This is a genomic window from Candidatus Nomurabacteria bacterium (assembly GCA_020631975.1).
Taxonomy (GTDB): domain Bacteria; phylum Patescibacteriota; class Saccharimonadia; order Saccharimonadales; family CAIOMD01; genus JACKGO01.
Genome location: JACKGO010000003.1, coordinates 1 through 15,353, shown reverse-complemented (window position 1 = coordinate 15,353; position 15,353 = coordinate 1). Strand labels below are relative to the sequence as shown.

Genomic DNA, 15,353 nt, shown 5'->3' with positions numbered 1-15,353 from the left:
ATCATTTTGTGAGATACGGTAACTTGTTACGTATTGTTAATTAATGGCGTGCTATTGCAGGTCTGGTTGGGACAAAAACATGAAGATACACAAACACATAGAAATAGTCAGCTCTTCGTTACCTGTACTAAGTTCTATGAGTGAACGCTCAAGAAATGCTATACAAAAAACATTGCAAAAACATTACCTGCACGTAGGTATTACCCTCATTGATACACCAAACGATCTAAAAAAACTGATTAAACGCAAACCAGATTTAGTTTTTTTAGGCATGAAATTTGTACCAGAAGTGTCTAGTATGGTGCATAACGAACCTATAAAGTACTGGATAAGTGAACATCTAGATATACATGGCATTCCCTACACAGGCTCTAGCAAGCGGGCACATATACAAGAACTAAACAAAGACATCGCCAAGGATCTAATGCTAGAAGCAGACATTTCTACAGCCAAATATTACGTTGGCAAAAGAGGCATGCCAGCCACATGGCAGAATAATAATTTAAAATACCCAGTGTTTATAAAACCTGCTAACAGGGGCGGAGGTATCGGTATAGACGATTTCTCTATTGCCTACGGCCAAGCGGCCATTAATGCAAAAGTTCGTAGCGTTACCAATAGCCTACAGTCTGATGTACTGGTAGAAGAATTTTTATCAGGCCAAGAATATTCAGTTGCTATTATGCGCAAGCCTGATTCAGATGGGTATGATTCTTTGGCAATAGAACTGAGTACACAGCAAGAAGGTACTGATGTTAGCTTTATTAGCAGTAATATAAAAGAGGCAAATTCAGAAGTTGTACTTACAGTAGATGACCTTGCAGTTAATCAACAAGTTTCCCAGCTTGCACTCGATGCCTTTGTTGCGCTCGGTGCTAGGGACTATGGTCGTATAGATATTCGGCTAGATGAACACGGCGTACCACATTTTCTAGAAGCAAATTTACTCCCCAGCCTCATAGAAGATTATGGTTCGTTTCCTAAGGCGTGCAAGTTAAATGCCCACATAGATTACGAATCCATGATACTGAATATTGTTGATTTAGCGTTTACGAGGACTGCAAAAACACCAGAACTTGTTCTGCAAAATATATAGTTTTTTTGCCGTCGTTGCACTAATTGGCAAGTATAAATACTTAGCAGACTAAAATGCTAGGGTAGCGAAGTAATCGTCAATCGTCTCTGCTCGCCGAATTTGCCGTACTGTACCACTAGTTTCAAGAAGTAGCTCTGCAGATCGCAACATACCATTGTAATTAAAGCCCATACTGTGACCATGCGCACCCGTATCATGAATCACGATGATATCACCAGGAACAGTAGGTGGTAGTTTACGTTGAATTGCAAATTTATCGTTGTTTTCACATAAGCCGCCGGTAACGTCATAGACAGAGTCTGCCGGGAGCTGCTCTTTGCCCAGAACAGTTATATGGTGGTATGCACCGTACATGCCTGGACGCATAAGGTTTGCCATAGTAGCGTCAAGGCCAATATATTCTCTATAGGTTGATTTACGGTGCAAAACTGTGCTGACTAAATAGCCATGTGGCCCAGTAACGTACCTACCACATTCTGTATAGAGTTTGGGGCTAAGCGCATTCTTGGTCAGTAGACTCGTGTATAAATCTTCTATTTGTTTGCTTAACGTTTGAATATCAAGTTCTTTTTGGTCTGGTTTATATGGAATACCTAAGCCACCCCCTAAATTAATAAATTCTAGCACTATACCTTGTTCTTTAAGCTCTAGGGCTAGTTCAAACATCATTCGTGCTGTTTTAACAAAGTATGCTACGTCAAGTTCGTTGCTGGCAATCATTGTGTGTAGGCCAAACCGTTTTACTCCTTTTTGTTTCGCTGTAGCATATGCCTTAAAAAGTTGTTCACGGGTTAACCCGTACTTTGCTTCTGCAGGATTGCCAATAATTTCATTTCCGCCACGTTCAGGCCCAGGGTTAAATCTAAAACATAATATATCTGGGAGAGTTCCTATAGTGGATTCTAGGCTAGCAATATGTGTAATATCGTCTAAGTTAATAATAGCCCCAAGTTCGTAAGCTTTTTTAAAGTCGTTTGCTGGCGTATCGTTGCTCGTGAACATAATTTGTTCGCCGGTAAACCCACACCGTTCTGCCAAAATTAGTTCTGACAATGAGCTACAGTCCGCACCCATGCCTTCTTGCTTAAGTATTGTAAGAATAGCTGGGTTAGGCAGTGCTTTGACGGCAAAGAAGTTAGCATATCCTTTATTCCACTCAAAACCAGTAGTAAGCAGTTTCGCCGATTGTCGAATACCTGCTTCGTCATAAATGTGGAAAGGTGTCGGAAATTTTTCAATAAAAGACGTAATATCAGAAAGGCTAAACGGAGTTCTTTTCATTAGGCCATTATACCAAAAACTGTAGTACACCCTTTCTGCATGTGCTTGCTATTACTACGATTTAGCTGACTGCATCAGTGAAATGTCCGACGAAGAGCTAGAAGCTATCATCACGAATGACGCTGTAGATTGAGCTGGTTGCGAATAGAGATATTTCCTGAGCACGACTATATACTGCTCTTTACAAAACTCCATTTCAGTATTGCAATATATTACATATTATGCTATAATCGTCGTATCCCGTCAAGGGGTTGCTAAGAGGCTATTTGGCCCTTTGCACATTGACAAGCAGAATAAGCACAAGGTGAGATTTGGCTTTTGTTTCTATAGCAGAAGCGAAACCTCATCTTGTGTGTTATAGAAAACACACGCTCGCTATGCGAGAGGCACCCTGCCATGAGGAAACCCTAAGGACAAAAATGTTTGCGAATCTATACAAGAACAAACTCAAAGTCACGGTCATGCAGGAGGGTCTTGTTGTACAGACCTTCACCGTCGACGCCGGCAACGAGCACAGCCTCGAATTCGTGGTCACGACGGAGCTACCCGAGCGTAGCCCCCTTCACCCGCGGGCTCTCAACCTAGACGATCTTGAGCCGGGGCTCAGGATCCAGCGTTGCAATATCAGAAGCGAGAGCTCGACAACGAAGGGCATCATCATCGGTGAACCCTTCAGGGGCAAGAACGACTACCTGCAGCTGACAGTGGCGACAATCAACTACGCGGGGGAACTCGTAATAGCTGACTGGTACCTGGCTGACATGGGCGTCGTGCCTTACGAAGGAGACTACGGACCGTTCTGGAACGAACAGAACTACACCCTCAAGGGCTGACCCCCCGCTGAGCGAATATGGCAAGTGGATATAGGTTCAAACCTTAGGTTCACGGGCCGTATAGCCGTGATGTTTTCCTTAAACCTATGTCTGCTTGTCATGTTCGCTCCACAAATGTGTATTTGTGCTGATGAGTCCAAAAGGACGAAAGCGATAAATATTTAAGACAAAAATACGCTTTTATATATTTTCTTATAGGCCTAGTCCTATAGCGGGTTATGATGAAATATATGCGTCAAAATGAATGCGACAGTATCATAGTCTTGTTTCTTCTAGTAAAATTAAACATATGTACAAAACAACTATGGCAGAAAAAATAATAGACATCCAAAACCTACATAAATCTTTTGGTAAATTCCAAGCACTTAGTAACCTGTCTTTATCGGTTGAAAAGGGGGAAGTCCATGGGTTCCTTGGCCCTAACGGTGCAGGAAAGTCTACCACCATCCGGGTTTTACTAGGGCTACTTAAGTCAGACTCAGGCTCAGTTAGTCTTTTAGGTGGTAATCCATGGAAGGAAGTAGCGCAACTCCACAAAAGGCTTGCCTATGTACCAGGTGATGTCAGCCTATGGCCCGATTTAACAGGCGGCGAAGCCATAGATATTCTAGCCAAACTAAGAGACAATTTTGATGAAAATCGCCGTAAACATCTTATAGAAAGATTTGAGCTTGATCCAACTAAAAAAAGTCGGACGTATTCAAAAGGTAACCGGCAAAAAGTAGCCATTATTGCGGCTCTTTGTTCTGATGTAGATTTATATATATTCGACGAGCCCACATCTGGCCTAGATCCGCTTATGGAAGCGGTTTTCCAAGAAGAAGTACTAAAAGATAAGAAGGCTGGTAAAACCGTATTGTTATCCAGCCATATCATGAGTGAAGTAGAAGCTTTGGCTGATCGCATAAGTATAATTCGGGACGGCACTATAATAGAAACTGGTAGCTTGCAAGAAATGCGCAAGCAAACATCCAGCAAGGTCAGTATAGAACTAAAAAGTATCCCCGAAGGCCTAAAAAAGCTAAAAGGTGTAGAGAACCTATCTATTAAAGGAAACCACATAAACTGTAACGTCGAAACCAGTGCGTTAGAAGACTTTATGCAAATTGCTACAAAAGCAGGTATAAAAAGCCTCATAGCCGAACCTCCTTCACTAGAAGAGCTATTTAAAAAGAAATATGAAAATAACGAAAATGTAACCGAGTAGTTTTTATGACAAATAAGCTAGAAGGCACCTTAGTTTTATACAAAACAACCCTACGCCTAAGCATTAAGACGGCTTTACCTTGGATTATGGGTGTTACAATGCTGGCGGTCACTTCTCATATTGCATACGGAAACTTATTCCCAACCTTAGAAGATCAGCGTAACCTTACAATGACTGTTCAGGCTAACCCGGCCTTTAATTTGATATTCGGCAATGTAAATAGTTTAATGAGTGCAGAAGGTTTCACTGCCTGGAGAACCGTAGTTCTAGGTAGTTTTTTAGTTAGCTTGATGTCAATTTTGCTTGTAATCAAGCACACCAGAGCAAAAGAGGATTCTGGGGAAGAAGAACTAATTGCATCAAGTGTTGTTGGCAGATACACCATTCTTACCGTCGCCCTAGCTATTGCGTTTAGCGCGTCATTTTTTGCTGGTGCATTTGTATCGGGTTTACTCATCGCTATTGGTGCAAGTGCTGCTTCTAGCTTGGCTTTAGGGGCGACTCTGGCAACCGCTGGAGTCTTCTTTGGCTCTGTAGCCGCTTTTACAGCCCAGCTAACTTCAGACAGTAGAACTGCTACAAGTTTTGCTGTGACATTTTTAGGCTTCTCTTATCTTATTAGAGGAGTGGCCGACACCGTAGATGGCGCAAGCTGGATGGCATCACTATCGCCTCTAGGCTGGGCCCAAAAAACGGATGTATCTGCTACAAATAATTACGCACCTTTGCTGGCTTTATTGTTCTTTGGGGCTATTGTCATGACACTCGCATATATGCTGAAGTCCAAGAGAGATTTTGGCCAAGGAATTATTGCAGATAAGCCAGGGAACGCGCGCGCTGGTAGAAGCGGTACTATATTTGGCCTCGCTTTTCGGCTCCAAAGAACGGCAATCATCGGCTGGACATTGGCGTTCATTTTCGTGGGTGCGACATTCGGGTATCTTTTGGCATCAGTTGGAGATACTTTTGCGACTAATGAAGGCATTTCTAGGTTCATTGGTGCCCAAGGCGCACAGGGAATTAATTTTACTTTTGAATTTGCAAAAACGCTGCTTACTATTATAGGAATAGTAATTGCTGCATATGGCACACAAGTTGTATTCAGACTTATCAGTGAAGAAAGCTCTCATCGTATTGAACCGCTCCTAGCTGGCTCGGTTACCCGTAGAAAAATGTTTTCATCACATGTTGCTATAGCGCTAACAGGAACTTTTTTAGCCATGATAATAGTGGGGCTAATGATAGCTGGTATAGCTCATTTTAATGATACCAATATAGAACCGGTAAAGATTATCATTCAATCATTACTTACAGCACCAGCGATGCTTGTACTCGTTAGTATCTCAGTTGCGCTGGTAGGGTTCAAACCTCGTTTGCGGGGTTTAGCTTGGTTAGCTATAGCCATTAGTTTTGGGCTTACCATTCTAGGCCCGATTCTACAGCTGAGCGATAAAGTTCTTGCTATATCGCCATTTTGGCATGTCACAGATGGCTCACTTGATCACTTCAGCCTAGGGAGCTCAGTAGCAATGATGTCAATTGTGATATCTATGCTGGTAATTGGCTTTATAGGGTATCGGCATAGAGATATTGCAACAACTTAAATACCGCTAAAACTAAGTCCTCATTAACGCAAATTAAGTAATGAATGATTCTACGAAAATTTATCGGTAAAATTGTTAAATACTATTCTGAAAACACTTGTGCTAATAACCGCATAGAACCCGTATATTTGGTATAATTAAACGATATGTCCAGATACACAGTGAGAAGCACCGAGCACTTGACTCCTTCTATCTTGAAGTTGACTTTAGCCTTAGAAAACCCTAATCAAAAGCCCCTAGCTTTTTTGCCAGGTCAATACGCAAGTATTAGTTTTAAACACAAAGGCAGACCATCGTCATATAGATGTTTTTCTATTGCGAGCTCACCAACAGAACAAGGCCATATAGAATTTGGTATTAGGGTAATGGGCAAGTTTACCCATGCTCTAGAAAATATCTTGCCGGGCGATGAGGTGCAAGTTATGGGGCCTTTTGGCAATTTTGTACTACACCCTGATGTTCCTGGAAATTTAATTTTTTGTGCAGGGGGAATCGGTATAACGCCATTCATGAGCATGCTAAGATACATCAATGATCTTAAGCTAGACAACAAAGTTACGCTGCTATTAAGTTCTAGAAATAGTAAAGAAATACCTTATCTAGAAGAGCTAAGTGTAGACCTATATGAACCAAATCTATTTAAGCAATATAAAATCGTAACCCCCATCGGGCCATTAACAATAAACACCTTTACTGGTAGCATAGGCAGTCAACAAATAAAACTAAAAACCGACGAGCTCATGGCGTTTGGTTGGTTTAATCTAAAAGAACTTAAGGCAATGTCAGCAAACCTAAGGGGCGAAATAGTACTAAAACAAGCCCAAGACATGTTAGCAAAAACAGCCGAACAGGGGTAGAATAGTTTTTATGGTAAAAATACAAAAACTAGATAAAAAAGATAGGCCGCGCGAAAAATTAATAACCAAAGGCGCAAAATCTTTAAGCGAGACAGAGTTATTGCAGGTAATAATAGGTAGCGGTGTAAAAGGGGCAGATGTAACAAAAATATCGCGCAACATCAAAAAACTCATAGACACTAATGGTTATAAAATAATCATAGACCAACTTACTTCTATAAAAGGTGTTAGTACCGCAACAGCCACTAAACTGGTGGCCCTTTTTGAACTAGCAGAAAGGGAATTTAAAGATTTTACAGTTATAGATAGTGCAGAAAAAGCCTCCGCATTAGTGCCAGAGCTAAAAGATGCTAAGCAAGAGCATTTAATTGTACTAAGCTTAGACGGCGCACACCGCTTAATTCAAAAACGGCTCATCAGTATTGGTACCTTAAATGCTAGTCTTGTACACCCGCGCGAAGTCTTTGCCGACCCAATCACCGACCGAGCCGCCAGCATAATAGTCATTCATAACCACCCTAGTGGCACACTACAACCAAGCGACGCCGACACCCAAATAACAAATCGGCTTAAAGAATCAGGTAAGCTACTCGGCATAAAACTGCTAGACCACGTAATAATAACTCACAAAGGCCATTTTAGCTTTGCCGAAGAAGGAATATTATGAAACAAGCAATAATAATATCTGCTGACGAAATGAAAAAGGCCTTCCGCTGTGTAGTTCAATGACTACTGCCGAAGGTCTTAAGTAAATAATATCAAAGTATTGTGATCATTCCAATGATCACGATTTTCTCATTCATTTCATTAAGCAAGCCACTAACTTTTCTTAAAAACTCTATTTCGTACTTACATATAATTGGCAACAGTTATCAACCAGGGTAAACTATAGATAAAAGGAGCTAAAATTGAATATTCAAGAATTAGAAAAGCAACTTTGGGCGGCGGCAGATAAGTTACGCGGAAATATTAACTCTTCTGACTATAAGTACGTTGTACTAGGTTTAATATTTTTAAAATATGTTTCGGACGCGTTCACTGAACAATATAAAAAAGCAGAGGGTGAGAATTTTGACCCAGAAGATCGTGATTTTTACCTTGCCGACAATGTGTTTTGGATTCCTAAAGAAGCACGCTGGGATAACTTAACAACAAATGCAAAGCAGCCAAATATAGGTGTTTTAGTCGATGAAGCTATGGAAGCTATTGAGCGCGACAACCCAGTCTTAAGAAGTGTTTTGCCTAAAGACTACGCCCGTGAAGCATTAGACAAGCGCCGGCTAGGCGAGCTTATTGACCTATTTACTAATATTAGTTTTGCGACTACTGATGCGAAGGATCTACTTGGCCAAGTATACGAATACTTTATGGGTATGTTCGCCAATAACGAGGGTAAACACGGTGGCGAGTTTTATACACCACGCTCAATTGTAAAGCTTTTAGTAGAAATGCTAGAACCATACAAGGGCAGGGTATATGATCCCTGTTGTGGTAGTGGTGGTATGTTCGTTTGGAGCGAAAAATTTATTGCAGAACATGCTGGGCGAATTGATGATATTGCTGTTTACGGCCAAGAGTTAAACGAGACAACATGGCGGCTTGCAAAAATGAATATGGCAATACGAGGTATCGATGCGGACATTCGCCGTGGCGACACCCTAACCAACGATCAACTGCCAGATTTAAAAGCTGACTACATTATTGCTAATCCACCATTCAATATTAGCGATTGGGGGCAGGAACACTTGCAAGATGACATTCGATGGAAGTTTGGCATACCACCAAAAAGCAACGCTAACTATGCCTGGATACAGCATTTTATTCACCATCTTAGCCCACGTGGTACGGCTGGCTTTGTTTTAGCAAATGGTAGCATGAGTAGCCAGAGTGGTGGCGAGGGTGAAATACGCAAACAATTAGTGCTAAACGACATGGTAGATTGCATAGTGACACTACCGAGCCAGCTGTTCTTTAACGTAGCCATACCATGCTGTTTGTGGTTTGTATCGCGTGAACGTACTAATCGCCATGGCAAAGTTTTGTTCATAGACGGCCGAAATTTAGGCAAAATGATCAATCGCAAGAATCGTGAGCTTACAGAAGAAGACATCGCCAAAGTTGCCGAAACTTATCACAGCTTCAAGACTCAAAACGGCGAGCATGTAGACGTACCTGGCTTTGCCAAAGTCGCTAACCTAGACGAAATTAAAGAGCACGACTTTGTACTAACGCCCGGGCGTTACGTCGGTGCCGAAAAGGTCGAAGATGACGATGAAGCTTTTGAAGAAAAAATGCAACGCCTAACCGCAGACCTGAACGAACAATTTGCCAAAAGCCACGAGCTAGAAGCAAAAATTAAAGAAAACCTAAAAACTATAGGCTATTAACTATGAATAAACAGCTAGTTTTTATAGATGACTCAGGTGACCCAGGCTTTAAGCTTGGCAAAGGCTCTAGTAGTCATTTTGTAATTGCATGTGTAATATTTGATGATACGCTTGATGCAGAAGAAACTGCCTTAGCAATTAAAAAGTTTCGCAGAGAAATCGGCTGGGCAGATGAAAGAGAATTTAAGTTTAACAAAACAAAAAAATCAATTGTTTTACAGCTACTGCAAAAAGTGAGTCAAAGCAAATTTAGAGTGCGGGCTATATGTATAGACAAATCACTTATACGCAGCCATGAGCTTAAGAGTAAACAAGATTCGTTTTACAACTATGCTATTAAAGAAGTCTTGTCAAAAACAACAGATCTAAATGCTGCAAATATTAGACTAGACGGCCACTCTGGGCGTAATTATAAAAAATCTGCCACCGCATATTTTAGGCGAGAAATTAATTCTAGCTCGCAAAAGATTGCCAAAGTACGGTTTGTAGATTCAAAAACAAATAATTTAATTCAATTAGCAGATTTAACAGCGGGCGCAATATTAAGGTCTACGCAAACAGGCAAAACCGACAGCTTAGATTATTTAAAGATATTAGAAAAAAGGATAGAAAATGTTTGGTATTTTAAATAGCAGTAAAAGCGAAATCGGCTCCTATCCTAGTTGTCCTAGGCACGCACACCATACGGTGACAGTTCAGAGCCGACTTCATTTGTACTTAAATGGTATCATACGCTTTATGCTTAAGTCAACTTGTCATATCTTGAATATGTGTACGTTTTACTTTACATCTACTTGGCAAATGTTAAGTAAAATGCATTATACTTTACATCTAAAAACAGGGTTGGGCATAAAATGACCCAGACTGTTTTGCTTGGAGATTTGGTAGATGTCATCAAGGGTATTTCTTACCGGAGTGCAGACTATTCGGTAAAAGGCAAGGGTAAGGCATTCATCAATCTTAAGTGCGTAGGTCGTGGCGGTGGTTTCAGATTTGATGGCATAAAATATTACGCCGGAAAGATGAAGCTGTCTCAAATGACAAACGCTGGGGACATATTGATTGCGAACACTGACCTCACACAAGACAGAGAAGTCATCGGTAGCCCAATCATTATGCCAGAGCTTGGCGAAGAAGCTTGTTTTTCACTTGATCTATCTAAATTAGAGATTAAAAATGACTCTAAAATAGACAAAGACTATCTATTCTACTATCTTAAATCGCCTTTAGCCCGCGATTATATGATTGCTCATAGTAGTGGCAGCACAGTAATGCATTTATCTGTCAAAAGTGTGCCTAGTATGCCCATCTTACTACCCAGCATAGAGGAACAGCGTTATATTGGACAGCAGTTGAAACTAATTGATGAAAAAATCGAACTGAATCGCAAAATGAACGAAACGCTGGAGCAGATGGGGCAGGCCCTCTTCCGCCATTACTTCATCACCAATCCCGCCGCCAAAACCTGGTCTATTGGTACAATATCCGATCTTGGGCAAGTTATAACCGGCAAAACTCCAAGTAAAACAAGAGGTGATTTTTATGGAAACGATGTTCCTTTTTTAAAAGTACCAGACATGCATAATCAAACCATAATTATCAATACAGCGGATAATTTATCAACATTAGGAGCTAACAGTCAGGCTAATAAGTATATACCAAAATGGTCAACAACAGTAAGTTGTATCGCTACTGTGGGCGTAATTTCATTAGCTGGCAAAGAAATGCAGACAAACCAGCAAATTAATTCAGTAATTCCAAAAAATGAAAATTATACGTTCTTTAACTATTTTGTGCTAACTTCAAAAAAGCCGACATTAAGGAGTATGGCTAGTTCAGGCTCAGCGGTGCCGAACTTGAATAAGGCTCATTTCGAGAACATAAATATTGTAATACCATCCGAAACTTTACTTGAAGAATTTCAACATGGGATCAAATCAATATTTAAAATAATTGAGACGAATTTACAAGAAATCCAAACCCTCACCACCCTCCGCGACACATTATTACCCCGCCTAATATCCGGAAAGTTAAAAGTATGAGAGATTTTGAACCATTTGATAAAACGTTTAGATTTGATGAAAGCATACTTACGGAGAATTTCCCGAACTACATGTTACCTAGCATATTGAGTTGGATTTTTAATGTTATGAAGTTGCTCATCAAACTTTATGATCCGTATCATTCTAACATGATTGATACGGCTAAATTAGTGAACCCAATCAATCAGAATGTTGCGAACTACGTTCCGAAGCAAATATGCTGATTTTATAGCTGATATTCAATTTGACCTAAGTAAATTTCAGAACGTGCTTTCATATTTATTGAAAAGAGTTTCAGACGCTAATGAAGGCAAAACGCTGGAAAACATACTATATGAAAACAAGTTCTGCATACGCTGTTGAATTCAAAGAAGTGAATGTGAAGAATGGTGCTATTGGGTCAGGAAGGTGACAAAGATGAAATTGGTCTACAGGGTGCCGCCAATGGTGAAAAAACAAGCACTTGAGGTTATGCGTACAGACCAGCTATTGACGGAAGCATGGGATTTTCAGAAATGGTATCGATTTTGATGATGAGAAAACAGTCACCCGTTGTACGGATGTATTATCTACGGTTGTTGCGTGATAAATATTATCCCAATGAGAAAAAACCACAATTGGGTAAACTATTGAAACAGCTCATTGAGAATAAAGACAAAATTATTTTGCCGGCAGATACGTTGTATAACAAAGAGTCTTTATTGAAAATGATGGTCAAATTTTCAGAGAAGTGGTTGAAATAATCATCAAAAGGAACAGGTACTAAACCTAGTCAATGAAGAGGCTGGTTTCGTGTTGCATTTCATAATAATGCTATACCAATTGTAAACTCTGGTAAGATAGAAAAAATGACTGAAGATCAAATAGAGCAATCAATTTTAGAAACACTTGGCCAAATGGGATGGCAAATATTGCACGGCCCAGAAATTGGTCCAGACGGCACGTGCGATCGTGATTATCATGACACTGTGCTAAATAATCGTTTACATTCTGCGCTAGAACGGCTAAACCCACAAATACCTGCCACTTCTCTGAGTGAAGCACACAAACGAATAGTGCGGGCGCAACAACCAACGCTTATCGAAAATAATCGCGCTTTTCATGAGTTATTAGTTAGTGGCGTACCAGTAGAATATCGTAACAATGATACTGGCGATATAAAGTACGACCGCGCTAAGGTGTCTGATTTTGACAATGCACTAAATAACGAGTTTGTAGCAGTTAACCAATTAACGGTACTACAGGGTGATTTTCATCGTCGACCGGATGTTGTGTTGTTTGTTAATGGTCTGCCACTAGTTTTAGTTGAGCTTAAAAACGCTGCTGACAGTAAAGCAGACCTAGCAGCTGCATATCGCCAGATTCAGACCTACAAGCGCGAGATAAGCGACTTCTTTAGATTTAATGAACTATGCATTATTAGTGATGGCATAGAAGCAGAAATGGGAACAATAAGTAGCTCACCTGAGCGAATGATGCCATGGAAGACTATAGATGGCGAAAAAGAAGTCGGGCGCGTACCAATGATGGATATACTGACGCGTGGCGTATGTGACCAAGCACGACTGCTGGATATAAGTACAAAACTTTATTGTATTTGAACGCGACGACAAAGACGAAACGCAGTTTATAAAAAAAGTAGCAGCGTATCACCAATATTGGGTAGTAAATAAAGCACTAGCAAAGCACTGTGCGTGCTAGTAGCGATGATGGCGACCAGAAGTGCTGGCGTTGTGTGGCATACTCAAGGGTCGGGTAAATCACTCAGCATGGTGTTTTATACAGGCAAAATGATGCGAAGCCGTGAGCTGCAAAATCCCAACTATTGTCGTAGTGACTGATCGGAATGATCTTGATGGACAGTTGTTTGGCACCTTTAGCGCGTGCCGAGATTCTATTAGGCGAAGACCCCAAACAAGCAGAAAATCGTGGAGACCTACGCAAGTTACTTGAAAGAAATGCAGGTGGAATCATATTTACTACTATTCAAAAGTTCTCGCCTGAAGGCGAAGATGATACTTTGCCAGTATTAACTAATCGTCGAAGCGTAATTGTTATGGTAGATGAAGCACATAGAAGCCAATATGGGCTAAAAGCACGAATTCGAGAAAGTGACGCGCATTTAGTGTACGGATATGCAAAATATATGCGCGACGCCCTACCAGGCGCGAGCTACATTGGCTTTACTGGTACGCCCATAGAATCAGATGACAAATCTACACCAGCTGTATTTGGTGACTATGTAGACATTTATGATGTGAAACAAGCCGTTGAAGACGGTGCAACAGTACCAATATATTATGAAAGCCGACTTGTAGATTTGGGCATGGACGAAGATACCAAAGAATGGCTTGATCTAGAAGTTGATGAATTGCTAGAGGGCGAAGAATTATCACGGCAAGACAAGCTTAAGGCAGAGTACGCCCAAAAAGAAGCGATTGTTGGTAATGCTGAACGGTTAAACACAATCGCCTTAGACATAATTGAGCACTTTGAAGCGCGACAAGATGTGATAGAGGGTAAAGGAATGATTGTGACGATGAGCCGCGGAATAGCTGCTGAGTTGTACGAAAAAATTATCGCATATCGCCCCGAATGGCACAGCGACGATGATGCAAGCGGTGCAATAAAAGTTATTATTACCGGTTCAGCTAGCGACCCTGAGCATTTGCAGCCGCATATTCGTAACAAAAAGCGGATTAAAGCAATTGAAAAGCGTATTAAAAACCCCAAAGATCCGCTAGAACTAGTGATAGTTTGCGATATGTGGTTAACAGGCTTTGATGTGCCTAGTTTACATACAATGTATCTGGACAAGCCGCTTAAGGGGCATAACCTTATGCAGGCAATCGCACGTGTTAACCGCGTTTGGCCAGGTAAAATCGGTGGGCTTATAGTGGACTATTTAGGGGTTGCAGGCGCGTTACGTGACGCTATGGCCGACTATACTCGAAGTGGTGGCGAAGGCTCCCCGCAACTTGACATCGCCGAAGCAGTTGCTCAAATGAAAATGCGCTATGAAATCGTGCGTGATATGTTTGGAACTTTTAACTATAAGAACTACTTTAATGCGCAAACAAATGATAAATTGCAGATAATTTTAGATGCAGAGGAACATATTTTAGGCATAGAAAATGGCGAAAAGCGCATTAAACAGCATGTACTAGAACTTAGTAAGGCATTCGCTCTTGCAATGCCGCAACCCGAAGCACTAGCCATTCGTGAGGAAGTGGCATTTTTCCAAGCCGTTAAATCGCGCATAGAAAAAGTGTCATCTAGGGGCAACGTTATCGGCGACGATGAATACCGTACCGCGCTGAAGCAAATTGTAGACAAAGCTATCGCGCCAGTTGGAGTTGTGGATGTTTTTGAGGCGGCAGGTTTAGAAAAACCAGAAATATCAGTTCTTAGCGATGAGTTTTTTGCTGAAATACGTGCAATGGAACGCAAGAATTTGGCAGTAGAAGCCTTAAAGAAGCTACTTAACGATGAGGTCAAGGCTAAGTTTGGCCGTAACGCCGTAAAAGACGCCAAGTTTTCTGAAATGCTTACAAAAGCGCTAAATCGTTATAAAAACGGCACCATAGAAGCCGCCCAGGTGATAGAAGAGCTCATTGCTATCGGTAAGGATATCCGTAAGGCAGCGAATGCTAGCGCCGAGCAGGGCTTGAGCGAAGACGAGGTTGTTTTTTATGACGCACTAGTTGATAACGGTAGTGCACAAGAAGTTATGGGTGATCAGCAACTTCGTGAAATAGCTAAACTCTTAGTAGAGCAAGTACGTCGAGATGCATCTATTGACTGGCAGTTCCGTAAAAGTGTACAGGCCAAACTGCGCATTAATGTAAAGAAGACTTTAGCAAAATACGGCTATCCACCAGATCAACAAGCCATTGCCACCGATATGGTTTTAGAGCAAGCTGCGCGGTATGGTAATGATTGGTCTAAAGAAATTAATGCTCAACGCAACACTTACAACTCAAATGGCACCGGCGCTTCAGTAATAGATTGATAATACAAAACCCTCGGACCTTTTACAGATAGCA

At 41.1% G+C, this 15,353-nt stretch carries 11 protein-coding genes and 1 pseudogene; 11 read left to right on the top strand and 1 reads right to left on the bottom strand.

What is annotated here, in order from left to right; all coding sequences use genetic code 11:
• Positions 1–79 precede the first annotated feature (79 nt).
• Entirely contained in the window at positions 80–1,096 is a 1,017-nt protein-coding gene (locus H6795_02880) for a hypothetical protein (GenBank protein MCB9817455.1), read from the top strand.
• A 48-nt stretch (positions 1,097–1,144) separates the two neighbouring features.
• Here H6795_02880 and H6795_02875 read toward each other — a convergent pair whose 3' ends face one another.
• Positions 1,145–2,377 (bottom strand): diaminopimelate decarboxylase, encoded by a 1,233-nt coding sequence (locus H6795_02875; protein ID MCB9817454.1) that lies wholly within the window; start codon positions 2,375–2,377, stop codon positions 1,145–1,147.
• 419 nt (positions 2,378–2,796) lie between these two features.
• On the opposite strand from H6795_02875, the gene H6795_02870 reads away from it, so the two are divergent.
• The 10 genes and pseudogenes from H6795_02870 to H6795_02825 all read left to right on the top strand — a co-directional run bounded on the left by H6795_02870 (position 2,797) and on the right by H6795_02825 (position 15,319).
• Positions 2,797–3,210 carry a hypothetical protein gene (locus tag H6795_02870; protein MCB9817453.1) on the top strand — a complete coding sequence of 138 codons (414 nt, stop codon included), beginning with the start codon at positions 2,797–2,799 and terminating at the stop codon, positions 3,208–3,210.
• A 304-nt stretch (positions 3,211–3,514) separates the two neighbouring features.
• A complete protein-coding gene (locus H6795_02865; GenBank protein ID MCB9817452.1) occupies positions 3,515–4,417 on the top strand; it encodes an ABC transporter ATP-binding protein in 903 nt (300 codons plus the stop codon).
• Between the two features lie 5 nt (positions 4,418–4,422).
• Entirely contained in the window at positions 4,423–6,021 is a 1,599-nt protein-coding gene (locus H6795_02860) for a hypothetical protein (protein MCB9817451.1), read from the top strand.
• A gap of 146 nt (positions 6,022–6,167) precedes the next feature.
• Positions 6,168–6,878 carry an FAD-dependent oxidoreductase gene (locus tag H6795_02855; GenBank protein MCB9817450.1) on the top strand — a complete coding sequence of 237 codons (711 nt, stop codon included), beginning with the start codon at positions 6,168–6,170 and terminating at the stop codon, positions 6,876–6,878.
• 10 nt (positions 6,879–6,888) lie between these two features.
• Complete coding sequence (gene radC / locus H6795_02850; GenBank protein MCB9817449.1) at positions 6,889–7,545, top strand: DNA repair protein RadC; 657 nt, start codon at positions 6,889–6,891, stop codon at positions 7,543–7,545.
• Positions 7,546–7,786: 241 nt separating this feature from the next.
• Entirely contained in the window at positions 7,787–9,265 is a 1,479-nt protein-coding gene (locus tag H6795_02845) for an SAM-dependent DNA methyltransferase (protein MCB9817448.1), read from the top strand.
• Positions 9,266–9,267: 2 nt separating this feature from the next.
• Positions 9,268–9,897, top strand: coding sequence for a DUF3800 domain-containing protein (locus tag H6795_02840; protein MCB9817447.1), 630 nt, complete (start codon positions 9,268–9,270; stop codon positions 9,895–9,897).
• Positions 9,898–10,119: 222 nt separating this feature from the next.
• On the top strand, positions 10,120–11,307 hold the full coding sequence (locus H6795_02835; GenBank protein ID MCB9817446.1) for a restriction endonuclease subunit S: 1,188 nt from the start codon (positions 10,120–10,122) through the stop codon (positions 11,305–11,307).
• A gap of 500 nt (positions 11,308–11,807) precedes the next feature.
• On the top strand, positions 11,808–12,050 hold the full coding sequence (locus tag H6795_02830) for a hypothetical protein (GenBank protein MCB9817445.1): 243 nt from the start codon (positions 11,808–11,810) through the stop codon (positions 12,048–12,050).
• A 96-nt stretch (positions 12,051–12,146) separates the two neighbouring features.
• A pseudogene (locus H6795_02825) lies at positions 12,147–15,319 on the top strand (type I restriction endonuclease subunit R).
• Positions 15,320–15,353: the final 34 nt, after the last annotated feature.

Excerpts from the sequence above, each read along its gene's own strand:
- H6795_02880 (MCB9817455.1), top strand. The coding sequence starts at position 80 with ATGAAGATACACAAACACATAGAAATAGTCAGCTCTTCGTTACCTGTA.
- H6795_02875 (MCB9817454.1), bottom strand. The coding sequence starts at position 2,377 with ATGAAAAGAACTCCGTTTAGCCTTTCTGATATTACGTCTTTTATTGAA.
- H6795_02870 (MCB9817453.1), top strand. The coding sequence starts at position 2,797 with ATGTTTGCGAATCTATACAAGAACAAACTCAAAGTCACGGTCATGCAG.
- H6795_02865 (MCB9817452.1), top strand. The coding sequence starts at position 3,515 with ATGGCAGAAAAAATAATAGACATCCAAAACCTACATAAATCTTTTGGT.
- H6795_02860 (MCB9817451.1), top strand. The coding sequence starts at position 4,423 with ATGACAAATAAGCTAGAAGGCACCTTAGTTTTATACAAAACAACCCTA.
- H6795_02855 (MCB9817450.1), top strand. The coding sequence starts at position 6,168 with ATGTCCAGATACACAGTGAGAAGCACCGAGCACTTGACTCCTTCTATC.
- radC (MCB9817449.1), top strand. The coding sequence starts at position 6,889 with ATGGTAAAAATACAAAAACTAGATAAAAAAGATAGGCCGCGCGAAAAA.
- H6795_02840 (MCB9817447.1), top strand. The coding sequence starts at position 9,268 with ATGAATAAACAGCTAGTTTTTATAGATGACTCAGGTGACCCAGGCTTT.
- H6795_02835 (MCB9817446.1), top strand. The coding sequence starts at position 10,120 with ATGACCCAGACTGTTTTGCTTGGAGATTTGGTAGATGTCATCAAGGGT.
- H6795_02830 (MCB9817445.1), top strand. The coding sequence starts at position 11,808 with ATGGGATTTTCAGAAATGGTATCGATTTTGATGATGAGAAAACAGTCA.